Genomic DNA, 17,820 nt, shown 5'->3' on the forward strand with positions numbered 1-17,820 from the left:
TCAAATACCCTAATTATTAGGAGGTAAGCATGTCGGAACCTCGTATGCCGATTGAGAGTGGCGTTCCCGAGATGGAGCCCTACTTGCACCCCGTCCTCAAGAAGAACTATGGCGCCTGGAGCTGGCATGATCGCCCGCGTCCCGGTGTGCTGCATCACGTTGCCAAGAGCGGTGACGAAATCTGGACCGTTCGCGCCGGTACCCAGCGTCAGATGGATCTCTTTACCATCCGTCTGCTGATGGATATCGCCGATGAATTTGCTGAAGGCTATGTGCGCTTCACCATTCGCTCCAACATCGAGTTCATGGTGAGTGAGGAGTCCAAGGTTCAGCCCCTGATTGACAAGCTGACCGAGCATGGCTTCCCGATCGGTGGTACCGGCAACTCGGTCTCCATGATCTCTCACACCCAGGGCTGGTTGCACTGTGACATCCCCGGTACTGATGCGTCCGGCGCCGTGAAGGCCCTGATGGACGAGCTGATTGAGGAATACACCAAGGAAGAGATGCCGAACCGGGTTCGCATGACCACATCCTGCTGCCAGATCAACTGCGGTGGTCAGGGTGATATCGCGATCAACATTCAGCACACCAAGCCACCGCGGATCGACCACGACCAAGTGGCCAACGTCTGCGAGCGTCCCACCGTGGTGGCCCGCTGTCCGGTGGCCGCTATCCGTCCTGCGATGGTCAACGGTAAGCCCTCCCTGGAGATCGACGAGAAGAAGTGCATCTGCTGCGGTGCCTGCTTTCCGCCTTGTCCGCCGATGCAGATCAACGATCCTGAGCACTCCAAGTTCGCGATCTGGGTGGGTGGCAAGAACTCCAACGCCCGCTCCAAGCCGACCTTCCACAAGCTGGTTGCGGCAGGCATCCCCAACAATCCGCCGCGTTGGCCCGAGGTCTCTGCGGTCGTCAAGCAGATCCTCAATGCCTATAAGGAAGATGCCAAGGATTGGGAACGCATCGGTGAGTGGGCTGAGCGTATCGGCTGGTCTCGCTTCTTTGAGAAGACCGGTCTGCCGTTCACCAAGTATCACATCGATAACTGGCGTGGCGGTCGTGCCAACCTGAACGCCTCTGCTCACATCCGTTTCTAACGGACACTGACAGAGTACTTCAACAGGAAGGTTAAACTGATGAAATTTGCGATTCAGGTAAACGAAGGTCCTTATCAGCATCAAGCGACTGATTCGGCCTATCAATTCACCAAGGCTGCGTTGGAAGCAGGACACGAAATCATGCGTGTCTTCTTCTATCACGATGGTGTGAATAACGGCACCAATCTGACCACTCCGCCCCAGGACGACCGCAACATCGTCGCCCGCTGGAGCGAGTTGGCAGAGAAACACGGTCTGGACCTGGTGGTCTGCGTGGCTGCTGCCCAACGTCGCGGTATCGTCGACGAGGGCGAGATGCAGCGTAACGGTAAGAGTGCGCAGAACATCGCTGACGGCTTCCGGATCTCCGGTCTCGGTCAGCTGGTCGAGGCGGGTGTCCAGTCCGATCGTCTTATGGTTTTCGGTGACTAAGCGCAGGGGTTGAAAGATGGCTGATATTAAAAAATTCATGTATCTCAACCGCCGGGCTCCTTACGGAACCATCTATGCTTGGGAATCGCTGGAGGTAGTACTGATCGGTGCCGCCTTCGACCAGGACGTCAGTCTGGCCTTCCTTGACGACGGTGTTTACCAGCTGGTCAAGGGGCAGGATACGAGCGAGAGTGATATGAAGAACTTCTCCCCGACCTACCAGGCCCTGGGTGACTACGACGTCACCAAGCTCTATGTCGAGAAAGAGTCTCTCGAAGCGCGTGGCCTGACCCTGGATGATCTGATGCCTCTGACTTATGAGGACGAGGACGACGACTGGGCTGAGAAGGACTCCATTCGTGTCGTGAGCCGTGCTGAGCTGGCTGACATCATGGATGAGCAGGACGTCGTTTTCAGTTTCTAAGGGGAGCAAGAGTATGAGCACTTTGCACACAGTGAATAAGTCGCCCTTCGAGAAGAGCTCCATGACGAGCTGTCTCGGCTATGCCAAAGAGGGCAGCGCCGTTCTGCTGTATGAGGATGGCGTCTATGGGGCGATGCAAGGCACCGAGTATGCGGATAAGGTCCAGGCGGCAAGTGGGATCAAGTTCTATGTACTTGGTCCTGATCTGAAGACCCGGGGTATTGCAGAAGACAAACTGATCGAAGGTGTTCAGGTTGTCGATTACGCCGGTTTTGTCGCCCTCGCTGCTGAGAGCAGCCGGGTGCAGGCCTGGGTCTGATCAACTGAATTCAATTTAAACGAGAGTTAGGAGAAATCACGATGGCTATCGAAGCTAATGGCAAGACTTTTGAGACTGATGAGGAAGGCTACCTGGTTAACCTGAGCGAGTGGGAGCCTGCGGTCGCTGAGGTTATGGCCAAGGAAGACGACCTGGAGCTGACCGACGAGCACTGGGATATCATCAACTTCCTGCGTGAGTACTACGAAGAGTACCAGATCGCTCCCGCCGTGCGCGTTCTGACCAAGGCGGTTGGTAAGAAACTGGGCAAGGAGAAGGGCAACAGCAAGTACCTGTACGCTCTGTTCCCTTACGGCCCTGGTAAGCAGGCTTGCCGTTTCGCCGGCCTGCCGAAGCCGACCGGCTGCATCTAAGTCGTGCCGAGCACCTGGAGAGGGTTCGCCCCTCTCCAGGCCTGAACAAGAACTCTGAGGAACGCAGGAACATGTCAACTGTCTACGCGTTGCTGTTTATCGTAGCGACTCTGGTGATGCTGATTGGATTGGTCCGCAAGATCGTCCAATATGCCAAGACCCCCGCACCTTTAAAGATTCCCACCACGCCGGCGCCTGTGACACAGACCGGTGTGGTACTGCGTATGTTCCGCGAAGTGGTCTTTTTCGAGAGCCTCTTCAAGAGCACCAAGTGGACCTGGATCTTCTCCTGGATGTTCCACATGGGGCTGTTCGCGGTACTCGCCCGCCACCTGCGTTATTTTATGGACCCCGTGCCGCTGCCAATCCAGCTGCTGCAGCCGATCGGAAAGTATGCGGCATTTGCGATGGTGGCCGGTTTGGTCGGCCTGCTGGTGCGTCGTATCTTCGTTGATCGGGTCCGCTACATTTCGGCTCCCTCTGACTATCTGTGGTTGCTGATGCTGATGGTGATTGGCCTGAGCGGTCTGATGATGACCTTTGTTGTGCACACCGACGTGGTGATGGTGAAGCAGTTCTTTGATGGCCTGTTCACCTTCAGCGGAGGCGCGCTGCCAATGGATTTTGCGCTGCTGGTACATCTGCTGTTGGTGGCTGTACTGATGCTGCTGCTGCCGTTCAGCAAACTGCTGCATATACCTGGCGTGTTTTTCAGTCCTTCACGCAACCAGGTCGATAATCCGCGCGAGAAACGCCACCTGGCGCCTTGGGCGAAGAAGCTCGAAGAATCCTAAGAAATTTACCTGGCCGAACGAGGGCTACACATGGCTAAGGCAAAATTTGAAACGCCGGAACTGAGTGAATACACCGAGGTTCCGAAGATCGAAGAGGGGGTGATGGCGCACCTCAGCCCCTTCGTTGCAGCGCCGGCGCACCAGGAGCCACTGGGCTTTCCCGGCGAGAAGGTGGAAAACTGGCAGGAGGTGGCCATCGAAAAGATGGGCGATCTGCTGAGTCGCTATCGCAGCTTTCAGGTCTATATGGATGCCTGTGTGAAGTGCGGATCCTGCACCGACAAGTGCCACTATTTCCTGAGCACCAGAGATCCGAAAAATATGCCGGTGGGGCGTCAGGATCTCCTGCGTCGCGTCTATCGCCGCTACTTCACCTTCGCTGGCAAATACTTTCCGAAACTGGTGGGCGCGGTCGATCTGACCGATGAGGTGTTGGACGAGTGGTACAGCTACTTCCATCAGTGCTCCCAGTGTCGTCGCTGCTCAGTGTTCTGCCCCTACGGTATCGATACCGCCGAGATCTCTATGGCGGCGCGCGAGATCATGGCGCAGATCGGTGTTGGTCAGAAATACTGCAACGAGATCATCGCCAAGGTTTTTACTGTTGGTAACAATCTGGGCCTCCCTGGCCCCGCGCTGGCTGATACTCTCGAAGGCCTCGAAGAGGATGTCTACGACGATACCGAGGTGGCGGTCAAATATCCGCTCGACAAGAAGGGCGTCGATATCCTACTGGTGACCCCCTCTGCCGACTTTTTTGCCGAGCCCCATGTGGATGGCCTGATCGGTTACGGCAAGGTCTTTCATGAGGCTGGCGTCAGCTGGACTCTCAGCACCACGGCGTCCGAGGCAGCCAACTTTGGCATGTTCATCGGCTCCTATGAAAACATGCGCCGCATCTCGCTGCGGGTTCGCGAAGCGGCTCTGGAACTAGGTGTTAAGCGCATTGTGTTTGGTGAGTGCGGCCACGCTTGGCGCGTTGCCTACAGCTTTCTCAATACCCTGGCAGGACCGTTCGATTTCTTAGATCCCGACTATCCGGTGCCGCAGCATATCTGCGAATTTACCTGGGATGAGATTCAGAAAGGAACACTCGAGCTCAACAAGTCGGAAAATGACGATATGACGCTCACCTTTCACGACTCCTGCAACGTGGCCCGCGCCTCACGCATGGGCGACAAACCTGGCGGCCAGTTTGAGATTCCGCGTAATGTCATCAAGGCGGTCTGCAACAACTACTACGACATGGAGTGGGACACCATCCATGAGCGTACCTACTGCTGCGGTGGTGGTGGTGGTCTGCTGACCGATGATCTGATGGAGATTCGCGTCAAGGGTGCGCTGCCGCGCATGAATGCACTGCGCAACGTCATGGACGAGAAGGGTGTGACCCACATGGCGGCGATCTGCGCGATCTGCAAGAGCCAGTTTACCAAGGTGCTGCCCTACTACGGTATGGACATGTACCAGATCGTCAGTGTTCACCAACTGGTGAGCAATGCGATCGTCCTCAACCGTAAGACTCCGCCGGAAGAGGCTCCCGGTTACGGCGAAGATGACGATTGAGATTTAGCGACTAGCGAATAATTCTGTCGGTCGAAGCATAAGCAAGCCGGCACTCACAAAATTATATAGGTAAAGGAGACTCAACCATGGCAACTCCTAGCGAAGAGATGAACAAAGACATCACCTGGCGCCGTTTTGAAGATGGCGATGCCGCCTACGACGATTGGACAGATAAGATCTTCATGGAGGATACCTCCTACAAGTGTCCTACCTATATTCAGCGTACCCCGCCCTGCCAGGGCAGTTGCCCCTCTGGTCACGACATTCGTAGCTGGTTGGCTATCGTGCGTGAGGAAGAGAAGCCTGAAGAGGGTATGGAGTGGAAAGAGTACGCCTTCAGACGTGCGACCTCGTCCAACCCCTTCCCGTCGATGATGGGTCGCGTTTGTCCGGCGCCTTGCCAAGATGGTTGCAACCGCAACGAAGTGGAAGATTTTGTTGGTATCAACTCGGTTGAGCAGTATATCGGTGACAGCGCTATTGAGGCGGGTTTCAAGTTTGAAGCTGGCGCCGACACCGGCAAGAAGGTCGCTGTTATCGGTGGTGGGCCCGCTGGTCTAGCCGCTGCCTTCCAGCTGCGCAGCAAGGGGCATGGCGTCACCCTGTTCGAGGAGAACGAGGGCCTGGGCGGTATGATGCGCTACGGCATCCCCGGCTATCGTATCCCGCGTGAGCGGCTCGACGCTGAGATCCAGCGTATCGTCGATATGGGTGTCGAGGTGCGCAACAAGACCCGCGTCGGTCGCGATGTGGCAGTTGCCGACCTAGAAAAAGATTACGATGCGATCCTATGGGCACTGGGCTGCCAGAGCGGTCGCGGTCTGCCGATCCCCGGTTGGGACGACACCCCTAACTGCGTCTCCGGTGTTGCTTTCCTCAAGGCCTTCAACGAAGGTCGCATGAAGGTCACTGCCGACAAGGTGGTCTGCATCGGTGGTGGTGATACTTCCATCGACGTGGTCTCCGTGGCACGTCGCCTGGGGCACATAAAGCACATCAACCCCACCGATCGTCCGGAGCTGGTGGTGCGCGATGGCTTCGTGGTACACGATGCCGCCAACGCTGCCGCTGCACAGGGCTCCGAAGTCACCCTGACCTCTCTGTTCCCCAAGGAGCAGATGATGGCCGCAGAGCACGAAGTGAGCGATGCCACTACCGAGGGTGTCACCATCCTCGACGGCATGATGCCACTGGAGGTAATTAAGGGTGAGGATGGCCGTGCCACCGCCCTGAAAATCTGTGCCTGCACCATGGATGGCATGCGTCCGATCCCGGTTGAGGGTACCGAGCGTGTCATCGAGGCCGATCTGATCGTGTCCGCCATCGGTCAGGGCGGTGACTTGGAGGGCCTGGAGGATTTCGATAACGGTCGTGGTCTGATCGACGCCGACAAGTCCTATCAGGTGCCCGGCAAGCCTGGCCACTTCGTTGCTGGTGACATCATCCGTCCGCACCTGCTGACTACCGCTATCGGTCAGGCGCGTGTTGCGGTCGAGAGTATCGACACCTACATGAAGCACGAAGAGCTTGGTAAGCGTCCCAAGGTTGATGTCAATCACTTCAGCCTGATGAGCAAGCTGAAAGAGGCACACCTGGAGCCGGAGCACTTCGACAGCACGAAAGGCGACCTGCGTGGCACCAACTCTGCGAAATACGCCGTGCACAACTTCGAGGATCGTTCCAAGCAGGAGATCATCCCTGCCGATGAGTTGTTCCTCGGTCACTTCACGCCGACTCCGCGGAATATCCGCTCCGAGGATGTGCCCAGCTCCGATGAAGTGTTGGGCCACTTCCACGAGCGCCTGATTGCGCTTAACGAAGAGCAGGTGCAGGCTGAAGCCAAGCGTTGCATGAGCTGTGGAATGTGCTTCGAGTGTGATAACTGTGTGGTCTTCTGCCCTCAGGATGCGGTGTTCCGCGTCAAGAAGAACGAGTCCACCACCGGTCGTTATGTCGACACCGACTACAGTAAGTGCATCGGCTGCCATGTCTGCAGCGATGTTTGCCCGACCGGCTACATTCAGATGGGTCTTGGTGAATAGGAGCTGAGATGTGTAGTTCAATCGACAGCATCAAGCGATTCACCGCACTGCTGGCGGGGGCCGTTTTAACGGTCTCCGCGATGCAGGCAGTCGGTGCAAGCGCTGTAACTGAGGGGTCGAAGGCGGCTTCGATGGATAGTTGTGTGGCACCGACGGAAGATATGCGTCGCAACCACATGGACTATCTCAAGCATGAACGGGTCGAGACCGTACGTGGCGGTATCCGTGGTTCGAAGTACAGCCTTGCAGGCTGTATCGATTGCCATGCTTCGAAGGATCAGAGTGGTAATCCACTGCCGGTCACCGACGAGGGTCAGTTCTGCCAGAAATGCCATAGCTATCTGGCAGTGCAGCCCGCCTGTTTTCAGTGTCATCGCACTACCCCTGCTGAGGGTGGCGCAACGCTGGGTGCAGTCGATCTGAACAGTATGACTTACGAACAGCTGGATGCTTTGAGCTTGATGCAGTGGCATCCGGCGGTATCCAAAGATGTTTCCAACGCCCGCTGAGTGGCGGAGAGACTGATCATGAGTATGAAAAGTGACCAGCCTGATATGAACCGCCGCAAGCTGCTGGGGACTACCCTGGCTGCAAGTGGCGCGGTGGTTGTCGCCCCGGGGGTTCTGCTACACGCGTCGCCGGTGCAGGAACTGCGACAGAAGGCGCCTCCTCCAAGCACCGCTGGGGGATGCTGATCGATGCAAACAAGTGTGCTGATGGCTGCAGCGCATGTGTCGATGCCTGTAACCAGGAGCATGGCCTGACCTCTCACGGCCGCCCTGAAACGGATGCGCAGTGGATTCGCACCGTCAAGTTGCGCGATCTGCATACCGGTCGTGAAAATCGCCTGGTGATGATGTGCCAGCACTGTGAAACTCCACCCTGTGTGGACGTCTGTCCAACCGGCGCTTCATTCAAACGCGCTGATGGTATTGTGCTGGTGGATCGACATCGCTGCATCGGCTGCCGCTACTGCATGATGGCTTGTCCCTACAAGGCACGCTCCTTTGTGCATGAAACGCTGGAGAATCAGTCGATCAACCAGCCTAGAGGTAAGGGTTGCGTTGAGGGTTGCACCCTCTGTGTGCATCGTATCGATCGGGGAGAACTGGTCACTGCCTGTCAGGAGGCTTGTGCCAAAGAGGGTCATAACGCGATCCTGTTTGGTGATCTGAACGATCCCGAAAGCGATCTCTCAGAGGCCCTAAGAGAACACAACAGTCAGCAGATTCGCGCCGACCTCAAGTTGAACACCGGCGTACGCTACACCAATATCTGATGGCAGGGGGCCGAACAACAATGACGAAAATGCATTATCGCGAGCTCTACTGTGGTACGCCGCTACGTTTCTGGGCGGGCTTGGCACTACTCGGCGCAATTGTCGCGATTGGTATGGGTGCCGCGTACTACATGGAGCATCATGGTCACTGGGTGACCGGCATGACCAACCAGGTGGTCTGGGGTCTGCCTCATGTGTTTGCGATCTTTCTGATCGTGGCTGCATCCGGCGCGCTCAATGTGGCATCGATCGGTTCGGTGTTTGGCGGGCCGATGTACAAGCCGCTGGGACGCTATTCCGGGCTGCTGGCGATCGGCCTTCTGGCCGGTGGACTGGCGGTGCTGATGCTTGATCTGGGGCGTCCAGACCGCCTGATCGTGGCGATGACCAGCTACAATTTTAAGTCGATCTTTGCCTGGAATGTCATCCTTTATTCAGGATTTTTCGGCATCGTCGGTGTCTACCTCTGGGTCATGATGGACCGCACGGTGAATCGCTTCTACCGCCCGGTTGCCTTTGCGGCCTTCTTCTGGCGCCTGATGCTCACCACTGGTACTGGCTCGATCTTCGGTTTCCTTGTGGCCCGTGAGGCCTATGACGCAGCGATTATGGCACCGATGTTCATCATCATGTCGTTCAGCTATGGTCTGGCATTCTTCATTATCACCCTGCAGTCGGCCTACGCCTGGGGCGATCGTCAGCTAGGGGATCTTCGCCTCGCCAAGCTGAAGAATCTGCTTGGTGTGTTTATCGGTGCGGTGCTCTATTTCACCTTGGCTTACCATCTCACTAATCTCTACATCACTCAGCATCACGGCATTGAGGCCTTTATCCTGCTCAATGGCGGTGTCTACACGGTGATGTTCTGGTTGGGACAGATTGTTATCGGCTCTCTTATTCCACTGGTTCTGATCTATTCGCCGGCCTTTGTGGCATCCCGTTGGGCAGTTGCTGCTGCCTCGGTGATGGTTCTTATCGGTGGCTTCTTCCAGGTCTATCTGATCGTCATCGGAGGCCAGGTCTTCCCGATGACCATTTTTCCGGGTAAAGAGGTAATCGAAAGTAGCTTCTATGACGGCGTGATCAACAGCTATGTGCCAACCTTTGCAGAGGGGGCCCTCGGTGTTGCAGGTATTGCCATCGCTATGGCCCTGGTTGCAGTTGGTGCCCGGATGTTCAAGGTCTTTCCCGAGACCCTGGAAGATCCACAATAACCACAAGATCCTGCGCCTTGTCTTATGGCTGGGCGCGGGTTGAAAATATCCACCACCAGCAATTTGGCTGTTGGTGGATATTTTTTTGCCAGCTAGAAAATGTCAGCTTTTTACATATCAGCCGCTCACAAATCATCCGGCAAGACAACCCTCTCTATTGGCTTGGTACGGGCTCTGCGTAATCGTGGGCTGAGTCTGCAGACCTTCAAAAAGGGGCCCGATTACATCGACCCGATATGGTTGAGCAGTGCCAGTGGCAACGCCTGTTATAACCTTGATTTTTACACCCAGCATCGCCGTGAGATCACGGAACTGTTTCAGCAGTACAGCAGTGGGCCGCAGGTCACTCTAGTAGAGGGCAACAAAGGCCTCTACGACGGCATGGACTTGCAGGGTGAGGATTGCAATGCGGCGATGGCCAAGTTGCTGGGTCTGCCGGTGATTCTGGTGATAAACGCCAAGGGGATCACCCGTGGCGTGGCGCCACTGCTGCTCGGCTATCAGGCGTTCGACCCGGATGTAAAGATCGCAGGCGTGATTCTGAATCAAGTCAGCGGCCCACGCCACGAGATAAACTGCGCAGGGTGGTTGAGCACTACACCGATATCCCCCTGCTTGGCGCGGTGGCTGCTGATCCGCAGATGGTGATCGACGAGCGACACCTCGGTCTCAAGCCGAGCAATGAGCAGTCACAGGCCGAGGCGAAGATCAACTATCTGGCGGAAGTGCTGGAACGGCAGATCGATATCGAGCAACTACTCGAGAGCACCGTGCGAGCGCAAGTGCAAGCGCTCCCATCCAACGCTGTTGAGACGGTACAGCCTTTTGCCGGTCTGCGTATCGGCTATCCGGCCGACACTGCCTTTGGCTTCTACTATCCTGATGACATGCAGGCGATGCAGCGGCTGGGTGCTGAACTCCTTCCCTTCGATTCGCTGCATGACAGCCATCTCCCAGCGGTTGATGGTCTGTTTCTTGGCGGCGGGTTTCCAGAAACCGCGATGGTTGAGCTGGAGGCCAACCAGCCGCTGCTTACCGAAATCAAGGCGTTTATCGAGGCAGGTGGACCAGTTTACGCAGAATGTGGCGGGTTGATGTTGTTATGTCGAACACTGACCTGGCAGGGCAAAACTTGTAGAATGGCCGCCGTTATTCCAGCTGATGCGGTGATGCACGAGAAGCCCCAGGGCAGGGGGTATATTCGCCTGCGTGAGACCGGTGCCATGCCTTGGCCTGGCGCGAAGACGGATGCAGCCCCGATCCATGCTCATGAGTTCCACTATTCCGCACTGCAGGGATTGGATCTGGCAGCCTGCACGTTCGCCTACCGGGTGGAGCGGGGTACCGGGATCGACGGCGAGCATGACGGCTATATCTACAAAAACCTCCTCGCCAACTACGCTCATATGCGTAGTGTCGGGGGCAACCGCTGGGTTGAGCGTTTTCTCAGCCATGTACGCAGTTGCAGTCGGGCGGAAGCACCCTAGGATTTGAAGGAAAGCAGATGTTTAAGTTGACCAAACAAGCAGCAGAACAGATCATCGAAGCAGCACGACAGGGTGGCACCGAGGGAATGGCGCTGCGCTTTGCCGCACGCCGCAAAGAGGATGGCTCTTTCGATTACCTGATGGGATTTGACGAGGCCAAAGAGGATGATATCCGCTTCACATCCGAAGGCATAAATATCGTTATCGAACCTGAATATGTCCCGCTGCTCGATGAAACCACCATGGATTATGCTGCCATGGAAGATGGTGAGAACAAGTTTATCTTCATCAACCCCAAGGATGCCAACTACACTCCACTGGCCGACTAGTCTGGTCGATGGAGTCTCCCCATCCTTTCACTCCCCCTTCAGCAAAAAACCGCTGACAGCGGTGGTCCTAAAGCTATTAGAGAGACTGAGCGATGGCGCTGTCGAGTGAAGATGCTCTGCGTCTGAACGTCCTGCTGGCAAACAAGCCGAAGGCAATTCGTATCGATGAGTCGTCAATGATCCTCTATGGCCTCAGCGAGAAAGGTGAGGCCAAGGTCAGCCTCAACCCCAATTGTCGCGATGAGCAGTATCTGCGCCAGGTACGGGAGACCCTGTCGGGTCATGTGTTGGGTTCCCCGGGCGGCTACCCGATCTACCTGCAGCGCTGGACCCGCATGGGTCAAACCCGTGACGACAACCTGGAACAGTTGCTGCTGCTGGGGGAACCTGAGGCGGTGGTAGCAGTCACCTGTGCGCGTGGACTCACTGATGAGCTTGCACGGCTCGCCTGGTGGGCGGGTCAGCAGCCGGATAATGCGCGCCGCATGCTGAGCAATCCGGCGGTGGTGGCGGGCAGCATGGGGCCTGAACTGGCCAATTTCCTGATCGAATTTCTGCCGTTCGAAAACGAACCGGAAGTGATGGTGGAGGATCTGCGTCTCGCACTGCAGCCGGGCTTGGTCAGTGACGAGATGCGTGCAAAATTGTGGAAGCGCGCTGAAAAGAAGCCGGTCTACTATCTCGGTTTTCTTGCCAGCACTCCGGATGACCTGCCGGAGAAACTCCCGCCCCGTGCCGACTATGCGGCCTGTCAAAGCGAACTGGAACCACTGGCTGAGGCGGGAAACTGCACCGCGCAACAGTTGCTGCGGTTGCTCGATGCGCCTGGTCAGGGCTTCCTGATGGGAGTGGCGCGGGTGCTGAAAAAGCCTGCTAATCAGGAGGTTATCAGCCTGCTGCTGGATGTGGTGCGTAACTACCTGAGTGCATTGCGTGCGGCTGGTGATCCCGACCTCACTCTCGAGGAGTTGCAGCTGGAGGTGGAAACGCTCAACGAAGAGGAGCGTGCCTGCCTGGCGGTGTTGCCTGAAATGGCGAATGAGCTACGCGCCATGCGGCTGCTCTCCGGACTGGGCTACGGCGTGTTGCGCCCAGTCTTCAGCAGGAGTGACGCGATCGGCTCATTGATGCGGCGCAAGCTGGAGCCGGTTTTGACCCCCTTGGGTGACTATCTGAGCTGCCTGCGCAGCGATCGCTGATTGCTTTGCAGACTAGCCGGAATGGGCTCGATTCGACCTGCAGGTGCTGTTAGCGTGTGCTGCGCAGGCTGGGCCGCCCCTTGTAAGCAGATACTTGCTGGATCAGGTTCTGAAAGGGGAGTTTGTCGATAGAGCCATAGCTGCCGATCGCCTCGCGTAAAAGTGTCTCGATATCGGCGATGGGATCTGGGATCTCCCGCTCTGGATTGAGCGAAGAAAACACCCCGCGCAGACCGCCGACCTGCAGCCGCATTGCCTTGCCATGGGGCAGCGCAGCCGCCTCATCGTTCAGTTTGAGTGCGAAGCGGGCGTGGTGGCGGAGGGTTTCAAGAAATTCGATGCAGATGGTCTGAAATTGATCCGACTCACAATGCACACCCTCCCGTTCTGCCAGGTGGATTTTGCTGGAGCGGGTACAGCGACACTTGCTGCTGAGCACGCTTTTTTCGAACGCACAGAAACGGTCATTGAGTTCCCGGTAGGTGCGGCGATAGGCGTCCTGATCCATCGGCAGGCTACTCCCCTTTGGCAGTGAATCGGTGGATCATTCGGCGGTCCCGTTTGCTGGGTTTGCCGCGCATCGGGTGGGGCTCCACGGCCCGTTGTTCGCGCAGTTCTTGGGTTAGGCGCTGGCGCCGCAGGAAGCTCTCTTCTGACTCGACGTAGAAGGTCTTTGCCTCTTCCGCCGGGCGCCGCTTGCTGGCCGCAACCTTCACCTCCAGCTCCCACTCTAGAGAACCTTTGTGGATGCGCAACTGGCTACCTGCCTTGATCTCCTTGCCTGGCTTGGTGCGCTGACCATTGAGGTGTACCTTGCCGCCGTTGATCGCCTCACAGGCGAGCTGACGCGTCTTGAAAAAACGCGCCGCCCAGAGCCATTTGTCGAGGCGTACCTTGGCGGTTTCACTCTGCATGGTGCTCAGCTTTCCGCCAGCCCCAGCAGCTGATCGAGGCGGCCCGCCATCTCCAGCGCCGCCATATCGTCATAACCGCCGACATGCAATTCGTCGATGAAGATCTGCGGCACTGTGTTGCGTTGGCTGCGCTGCAACATCTCTTGCATGGCATCTTGGTTCATGTCAATGCGGATCTCGTCGAACTCGACCCCCTTGTTGTTCAGCAGATATTTTGCGCGTACGCAGTAGGGGCAGACCGCCGTCGTGTACATAACTACCTTGGGCATTTGAAACTAATCTCCTTTGTAACCGAATGCCGGCCGGCACTTCTGATTTGAAATTATAGTGATAAGCAGATTTTAACACGCCAACAGCTGATTGCCGGTTGGGCCGAGTGGCTGGGCGGAGCTGTAGCACAGGACATCCTAGCAGTGCTGATTTGTCTGATCTAGCTGGAAATCGGCACTATTCTGCATCAATGCAGCAGAATTTCCAGGTTTGTGCTTCCGCTATTTACCAGTAACATCGGGCCTCCACAACTGGGGGAAACTGATGCGATCCGACAACCCAAACACCATCTATCTCAAAGACTACCAGCCACCGGCCTTCTTTATCGAACAGATTGATCTCAGCTTCGATCTGTTCGACAGCCACACCCTGGTGGAGAGCCGCCTGCAGCTGCGCCGTAACCCGCAGCGGGAGGCGGAGCCACTAGTACTGGACGGAGAGCAGCTCGAACTGCTCTCGCTGCAGCTGGATGACCGGCCGCTAGCAGCGGAGGAGTACCGGGTCGGTGCCACGAGCCTGACCATTGATCAGGTGCCCGATAGCTTCGAGCTGAAGTGCCGGGTGCGGATCCTGCCGCAGCAGAACACCGCGCTGGAGGGGCTCTATCAGTCGGGCAGTATGTTCTGCACCCAGTGTGAGGCGGAGGGCTTCCGCCGCATCACCTACTTCTTAGACCGGCCCGATGTAATGAGCCGCTTCACCACCAGCATTACCGCCAAGCGAAGCGCCTACCCGGTGCTGCTCTCCAACGGCAATCTGGTCGCCGAAGAGCTGCTGGAGGATGGGCGCCACCGGGTGCGCTGGGAAGACCCATTCCCCAAGCCCTGCTATCTGTTTGCCCTGGTGGCTGGTGATCTGCGCGACATCCGTGACAGCTACACCACCGCCTCCGGTCGCGAGGTGGATCTGCGCATCTACGTGGAGCCGGAGAATATCGACAAGTGCGAGCACGCCATGCGCTCGCTGAAAAACGCCATGCGCTGGGATGAGCAGCACTACGGTCGCGAGTACGACCTCGATATCTACATGATCGTGGCGGTTAACGACTTCAACATGGGGGCGATGGAGAACAAGGGTCTCAACGTCTTCAACTCCAAATATGTGTTGGCCCGTCCCGACACCGCCACCGACCAGGACTTTCAGGGTATCGAGGGAGTGATCGCCCACGAATACTTCCACAACTGGACCGGCAACCGCATCACCTGTCGTGACTGGTTTCAGCTCAGCCTCAAAGAAGGACTGACGGTGTTCCGCGATCAGGAATTCTCCGCCGACATGGGCTCCCGCGGGGTCAAACGAATCGAGGATGTGCGGCTGCTGCGTGCTCACCAGTTTGCCGAAGACGCCGGCCCGATGGCCCACCCGGTGCGCCCCGACTCCTACATCGAGATCAACAACTTCTACACCGTCACCGTCTATGAGAAGGGCGCTGAGGTGGTGCGCATGCAAGCCCATCTATTGGGGCCGGAGGGCTATCGCAAGGCCACTGATCTCTACTTCGAGCGCCACGACGGCCAGGCGGTGACCACTGACGACTTCGTCAAATGCATGGAGGATGCCAGTGGTCGCCACCTGGAGCAGTTTCGCCACTGGTACCGCTATGCCGGCACGCCGGTGCTGGAGGTGGATGAGAGCTACGATGCTGCCAGCCAGCGCTACAGCCTGACCATCAGCCAGCACTGCCCCGACACCCCGGGGCAGCGTAACAAGCCGCCGTTCCACATCCCTGTCGCGATCGGCCTGCTCGACGCCCAAGGCAATGATCTGCCGCTGCAGCTGGCAGGGGAGGTGGCGCCGGTCGGTACCCAACGGGTGCTGGAGCTACGCGATCAGATCGAGACCTTCCACTTCGTCGGCATCCCGGAACGTCCCGTGCCCTCCCTGTTGCGCGGCGGCTCAGCGCCGGTGAAGCTGGAGATGGCGCTGTCGGATCCGGTGCTGATGTTCCGCATGGCCCACGACAGCGATGGCTTCAACCGTTGGGATGCGGCGCAACTGCTGGCGCAACGGCTGATCCTGAAGATGGTGGAGCAGCGTGCGGCGGGTGCGCAGATGGAGGTGCCGGCAGGCTTCATTGACGCCTTTCGCCAGACCCTTGTCAGCGCTGATGAGGATCAGGCGCTGCTGGCCCAGGTGCTCTCCCTGCCCGCTGAGGGCTATCTGGGCGATCAGATGGAGGAGGTGGATGTGGAGGGGGTCCACGCCGCTCGTGAGCGGCTGCGCCAGCAGCTGGCCGAATCTCTGCACGATGAGCTGGTCGCACTGGTAGAGGCGAATCGGGAGCAGGGCGAATACCGCATCGAACCGGCTGATATCGGGCGGCGCAGCCTGCGTAATCTGGCGCTGCACTACCTGATGGCAGCGGGCTCAGAACAGGCGCTGCAGCTCTGTCTGGCGCAGTACCAGGCTGGCCACAACATGACCGATGTGCTGGCGGCGCTGGCGCTGCTGGCGGCCAGTGATGCCCCGCAACGCACAGAGGCGCTGGCCGATTTCGAGTCGCGCTGGCGCGATGACCCGCTGGTGATGGACAAGTGGTTTGCGGTGCAGGCGATGGCGCCGCGGGCAGATACCCTGGAGACAGTGCAGGGCCTGATGTCGCACCCGGTCTTTTCAATGCGTAACCCCAACAAGGTGCGCGGCCTGATCGGTACCTTCTGCGGCGCCAACCCGATCCAGTTTCATCGTGCCGATGGGGCGGGTTATCGTTTCCTGGCGGATCGGGTGCTAGAGCTTGACCCGCTCAATCCGCAGGTGGCAGCGCGTCTGTTGCGTCTGATGAGCCGCTGGCGGCGCTATGATGGAGCACGCCAGGCCTTGATGAAGGGGCAGTTTGAGCGGGTGTTGCAGCAACCAGGACTGTCGCGGGATCTGTTCGAGATCGCCGAGAAGAGCCTGGAGGCGGGACAGTGACACAGGCCTTGTTGATCGTTGCCCACGGCAGCCGCCGTGAGGCCTCCAATCAGGAGGTGCGCCAGCTCACAGAGCGGGTGAGGGTGCGGGCGGGGCCGCTCTATTCAGAGGTGGCCTGCGCCTTCCTGGAACTGGCAGAGCCCTCGATTCTAGAAGGGATTCACAATTGTATCGCCAACGGCGCAGATCATCTGCTGGTGTTGCCCTACTTTCTCTCCGCCGGGCGTCACGTGAGCCAGGACATCCCCAAGATCCTGGCGCGGGCGCGCGAAATCTACCCGGGTGTTGTGATTGATCTGGCTCCCTATCTGGGCGCTGCTGATGCGATTCCCGAGCTGCTGTTAACGGTTGCCGAACAGCAGGGGTGCTGAAAACACTGCGGGTTAGGCTGGTTGCACAGACAGCTGAACAGCCACGGGGCCATCTCGGACGGCCGGCTGTTTCATGTGGCGAACACCCTCAAATAACATAATTAAGTCGTGTTGCTGGGAGGGTCGAGAAATCTTACAAGTCGCGCGGGAAGTTAAGTCATTTTTATGAATTACCTTCTTAAGATACTGCTTTAAGTCATTAACCATAATAATAATTTAATTATTTTTTTATGTTCGGAACGAGTGAGGCTCTGATAAAGGGTTTAGCCAAACAGATAGATTCGATCGATGTTTTACTAATAAAACAGTGGGTTATCTGTCTGTGGTGGATCGGCCTTCGGCAGGAATCGCGCCCTTGTCTGCTGTTTTCAAAGTGAAGCTGGGAATGATGTTACATCGGTGTTGGTTTAGGCATGGGAATGCAGATCTTTAGTCGGTTGTCGGAAATCTTTACACTGATCAATCTTCGAGGATTCGTCTATTTGTTGTAACTCCTTGTTTAATAAGACAATAAAAAGTGCTGTCATAATTCTTGCTTGGGTATTCCCAAAATAATCTTGGGCACGGCTTTTTGCTGGGGGGCAAGGGGATGGGCAAAGCATGGATAAGGACTCAAGCGGCAGGCAGAGCACAAAAGCCGGCTTCATTTCACGCGACAAAACGTCAAACGCTATTTTTACGAGCTCTTTTCACTCTATGTGTGCTCGTTGTCAGTCTGCCTGCTTGGGCTGATTACAGCCTGGTCTACAGTGAGACCGCGGACCGTGCTGGCAGCATGCCGCTGGCCGAGGCG

General features: G+C 57.2%; 19 protein-coding genes and 1 pseudogene. 17 read left to right on the forward strand and 3 right to left on the reverse strand.

Annotated elements, in window-relative coordinates:
• Positions 1-29 precede the first annotated feature (29 nt).
• From dsrB to RIFP1SYM_RS03460, 15 genes and pseudogenes are all read left to right on the forward strand, one after another.
• Positions 30-1,100 (forward strand): dissimilatory-type sulfite reductase subunit beta, encoded by a 1,071-nt coding sequence (gene dsrB / locus RIFP1SYM_RS03395; RefSeq protein ID WP_005959719.1) that lies wholly within the window; start codon positions 30-32, stop codon positions 1,098-1,100.
• A gap of 39 nt (positions 1,101-1,139) precedes the next feature.
• Positions 1,140-1,532: a sulfurtransferase complex subunit TusD gene (gene tusD, locus RIFP1SYM_RS03400; RefSeq protein ID WP_005959720.1), complete on the forward strand. Its 393-nt coding sequence runs from the start codon at positions 1,140-1,142 to the stop codon at positions 1,530-1,532.
• 16 nt (positions 1,533-1,548) lie between these two features.
• Positions 1,549-1,956, forward strand: a complete 408-nt coding sequence (tusC, locus tag RIFP1SYM_RS03405; protein ID WP_005959721.1) for a sulfurtransferase complex subunit TusC — start codon at positions 1,549-1,551, stop codon at positions 1,954-1,956.
• A gap of 13 nt (positions 1,957-1,969) precedes the next feature.
• Positions 1,970-2,275, forward strand: coding sequence for a sulfurtransferase complex subunit TusB (tusB, locus tag RIFP1SYM_RS03410; RefSeq protein ID WP_006475278.1), 306 nt, complete (start codon positions 1,970-1,972; stop codon positions 2,273-2,275).
• Between the two features lie 41 nt (positions 2,276-2,316).
• Positions 2,317-2,649: a TusE/DsrC/DsvC family sulfur relay protein gene (locus RIFP1SYM_RS03415; RefSeq protein WP_005959723.1), complete on the forward strand. Its 333-nt coding sequence runs from the start codon at positions 2,317-2,319 to the stop codon at positions 2,647-2,649.
• A gap of 71 nt (positions 2,650-2,720) precedes the next feature.
• A complete protein-coding gene (locus tag RIFP1SYM_RS03420; protein ID WP_005959724.1) occupies positions 2,721-3,443 on the forward strand; it encodes a respiratory nitrate reductase subunit gamma in 723 nt (240 codons plus the stop codon).
• Positions 3,444-3,473: 30 nt separating this feature from the next.
• Positions 3,474-5,009: a sulfate reduction electron transfer complex DsrMKJOP subunit DsrK gene (gene dsrK / locus RIFP1SYM_RS03425; protein WP_005959725.1), complete on the forward strand. Its 1,536-nt coding sequence runs from the start codon at positions 3,474-3,476 to the stop codon at positions 5,007-5,009.
• Positions 5,010-5,095: 86 nt separating this feature from the next.
• Positions 5,096-7,051 carry an NAD(P)-binding protein gene (locus RIFP1SYM_RS03430; protein WP_005959726.1) on the forward strand — a complete coding sequence of 652 codons (1,956 nt, stop codon included), beginning with the start codon at positions 5,096-5,098 and terminating at the stop codon, positions 7,049-7,051.
• Between the two features lie 8 nt (positions 7,052-7,059).
• Entirely contained in the window at positions 7,060-7,560 is a 501-nt protein-coding gene (locus RIFP1SYM_RS03435; protein WP_005959727.1) for a hypothetical protein, read from the forward strand.
• A gap of 18 nt (positions 7,561-7,578) precedes the next feature.
• Positions 7,579-7,746 carry a hypothetical protein gene (locus RIFP1SYM_RS18955; protein WP_420855211.1) on the forward strand — a complete coding sequence of 56 codons (168 nt, stop codon included), beginning with the start codon at positions 7,579-7,581 and terminating at the stop codon, positions 7,744-7,746.
• Positions 7,740-8,330: a sulfate reduction electron transfer complex DsrMKJOP subunit DsrO gene (gene dsrO / locus RIFP1SYM_RS03440; RefSeq protein WP_005959728.1), complete on the forward strand. Its 591-nt coding sequence runs from the start codon at positions 7,740-7,742 to the stop codon at positions 8,328-8,330. Before RIFP1SYM_RS18955 ends, dsrO begins: the two co-directional genes overlap by 7 nt.
• A 20-nt stretch (positions 8,331-8,350) precedes the next feature.
• Entirely contained in the window at positions 8,351-9,544 is a 1,194-nt protein-coding gene (nrfD, locus tag RIFP1SYM_RS03445) for an NrfD/PsrC family molybdoenzyme membrane anchor subunit (protein WP_039959669.1), read from the forward strand.
• Between the two features lie 99 nt (positions 9,545-9,643).
• Positions 9,644-11,031: pseudogene (locus RIFP1SYM_RS03450) on the forward strand (cobyrinate a,c-diamide synthase).
• 17 nt (positions 11,032-11,048) lie between these two features.
• The gene (locus tag RIFP1SYM_RS03455) at positions 11,049-11,360 is read left to right on the forward strand and encodes a HesB/IscA family protein (RefSeq protein WP_039959671.1); all 312 of its coding nucleotides are present in this window, start codon (positions 11,049-11,051) and stop codon (positions 11,358-11,360) included.
• Between the two features lie 92 nt (positions 11,361-11,452).
• On the forward strand, positions 11,453-12,559 hold the full coding sequence (locus tag RIFP1SYM_RS03460) for a hypothetical protein (RefSeq protein WP_005959733.1): 1,107 nt from the start codon (positions 11,453-11,455) through the stop codon (positions 12,557-12,559).
• Positions 12,560-12,608: 49 nt separating this feature from the next.
• Here RIFP1SYM_RS03460 and RIFP1SYM_RS03465 read toward each other — a convergent pair whose 3' ends face one another.
• Genes RIFP1SYM_RS03465 through grxC form a run of 3 tightly spaced genes read right to left on the reverse strand, consistent with a single transcriptional unit; the run spans position 12,609 to position 13,742 of the window.
• Complete coding sequence (locus RIFP1SYM_RS03465; protein WP_005959734.1) at positions 12,609-13,067, reverse strand: hypothetical protein; 459 nt, start codon at positions 13,065-13,067, stop codon at positions 12,609-12,611.
• Between the two features lie 7 nt (positions 13,068-13,074).
• The gene (locus RIFP1SYM_RS03470) at positions 13,075-13,473 is read right to left on the reverse strand and encodes an RNA-binding S4 domain-containing protein (protein ID WP_005959735.1); all 399 of its coding nucleotides are present in this window, start codon (positions 13,471-13,473) and stop codon (positions 13,075-13,077) included.
• 5 nt (positions 13,474-13,478) lie between these two features.
• On the reverse strand, positions 13,479-13,742 hold the full coding sequence (gene grxC, locus RIFP1SYM_RS03475; protein ID WP_005959736.1) for a glutaredoxin 3: 264 nt from the start codon (positions 13,740-13,742) through the stop codon (positions 13,479-13,481).
• A 265-nt stretch (positions 13,743-14,007) separates the two neighbouring features.
• On the opposite strand from grxC, the gene pepN reads away from it, so the two are divergent.
• Positions 14,008-16,656: an aminopeptidase N gene (gene pepN / locus RIFP1SYM_RS03480; protein WP_240992006.1), complete on the forward strand. Its 2,649-nt coding sequence runs from the start codon at positions 14,008-14,010 to the stop codon at positions 16,654-16,656.
• Entirely contained in the window at positions 16,653-17,027 is a 375-nt protein-coding gene (locus RIFP1SYM_RS03485; protein ID WP_005959738.1) for a sirohydrochlorin chelatase, read from the forward strand. Before pepN ends, RIFP1SYM_RS03485 begins: the two co-directional genes overlap by 4 nt.
• Positions 17,028-17,820 lie beyond the last annotated feature (793 nt).

The sequence above is a fragment of the endosymbiont of Riftia pachyptila (vent Ph05) genome, from assembly GCF_000224455.1.
Lineage (GTDB): Bacteria > Pseudomonadota > Gammaproteobacteria > Chromatiales > Chromatiaceae > Endoriftia > Endoriftia persephonae.

Excerpts from the sequence above, each read along its gene's own strand:
- dsrB (WP_005959719.1), top strand. The coding sequence starts at position 30 with ATGTCGGAACCTCGTATGCCGATTGAGAGTGGCGTTCCCGAGATGGAG.
- tusD (WP_005959720.1), top strand. The coding sequence starts at position 1,140 with ATGAAATTTGCGATTCAGGTAAACGAAGGTCCTTATCAGCATCAAGCG.
- tusC (WP_005959721.1), top strand. The coding sequence starts at position 1,549 with ATGGCTGATATTAAAAAATTCATGTATCTCAACCGCCGGGCTCCTTAC.
- tusB (WP_006475278.1), top strand. The coding sequence starts at position 1,970 with ATGAGCACTTTGCACACAGTGAATAAGTCGCCCTTCGAGAAGAGCTCC.
- RIFP1SYM_RS03415 (WP_005959723.1), top strand. The coding sequence starts at position 2,317 with ATGGCTATCGAAGCTAATGGCAAGACTTTTGAGACTGATGAGGAAGGC.
- RIFP1SYM_RS03420 (WP_005959724.1), top strand. The coding sequence starts at position 2,721 with ATGTCAACTGTCTACGCGTTGCTGTTTATCGTAGCGACTCTGGTGATG.
- dsrK (WP_005959725.1), top strand. The coding sequence starts at position 3,474 with ATGGCTAAGGCAAAATTTGAAACGCCGGAACTGAGTGAATACACCGAG.
- RIFP1SYM_RS03430 (WP_005959726.1), top strand. The coding sequence starts at position 5,096 with ATGGCAACTCCTAGCGAAGAGATGAACAAAGACATCACCTGGCGCCGT.
- RIFP1SYM_RS03435 (WP_005959727.1), top strand. The coding sequence starts at position 7,060 with ATGTGTAGTTCAATCGACAGCATCAAGCGATTCACCGCACTGCTGGCG.
- RIFP1SYM_RS18955 (WP_420855211.1), top strand. The coding sequence starts at position 7,579 with ATGAGTATGAAAAGTGACCAGCCTGATATGAACCGCCGCAAGCTGCTG.
- dsrO (WP_005959728.1), top strand. The coding sequence starts at position 7,740 with ATGCTGATCGATGCAAACAAGTGTGCTGATGGCTGCAGCGCATGTGTC.
- nrfD (WP_039959669.1), top strand. The coding sequence starts at position 8,351 with ATGACGAAAATGCATTATCGCGAGCTCTACTGTGGTACGCCGCTACGT.
- RIFP1SYM_RS03455 (WP_039959671.1), top strand. The coding sequence starts at position 11,049 with ATGTTTAAGTTGACCAAACAAGCAGCAGAACAGATCATCGAAGCAGCA.
- RIFP1SYM_RS03460 (WP_005959733.1), top strand. The coding sequence starts at position 11,453 with ATGGCGCTGTCGAGTGAAGATGCTCTGCGTCTGAACGTCCTGCTGGCA.
- RIFP1SYM_RS03465 (WP_005959734.1), bottom strand. The coding sequence starts at position 13,067 with ATGGATCAGGACGCCTATCGCCGCACCTACCGGGAACTCAATGACCGT.
- RIFP1SYM_RS03470 (WP_005959735.1), bottom strand. The coding sequence starts at position 13,473 with ATGCAGAGTGAAACCGCCAAGGTACGCCTCGACAAATGGCTCTGGGCG.
- grxC (WP_005959736.1), bottom strand. The coding sequence starts at position 13,742 with ATGCCCAAGGTAGTTATGTACACGACGGCGGTCTGCCCCTACTGCGTA.
- pepN (WP_240992006.1), top strand. The coding sequence starts at position 14,008 with ATGCGATCCGACAACCCAAACACCATCTATCTCAAAGACTACCAGCCA.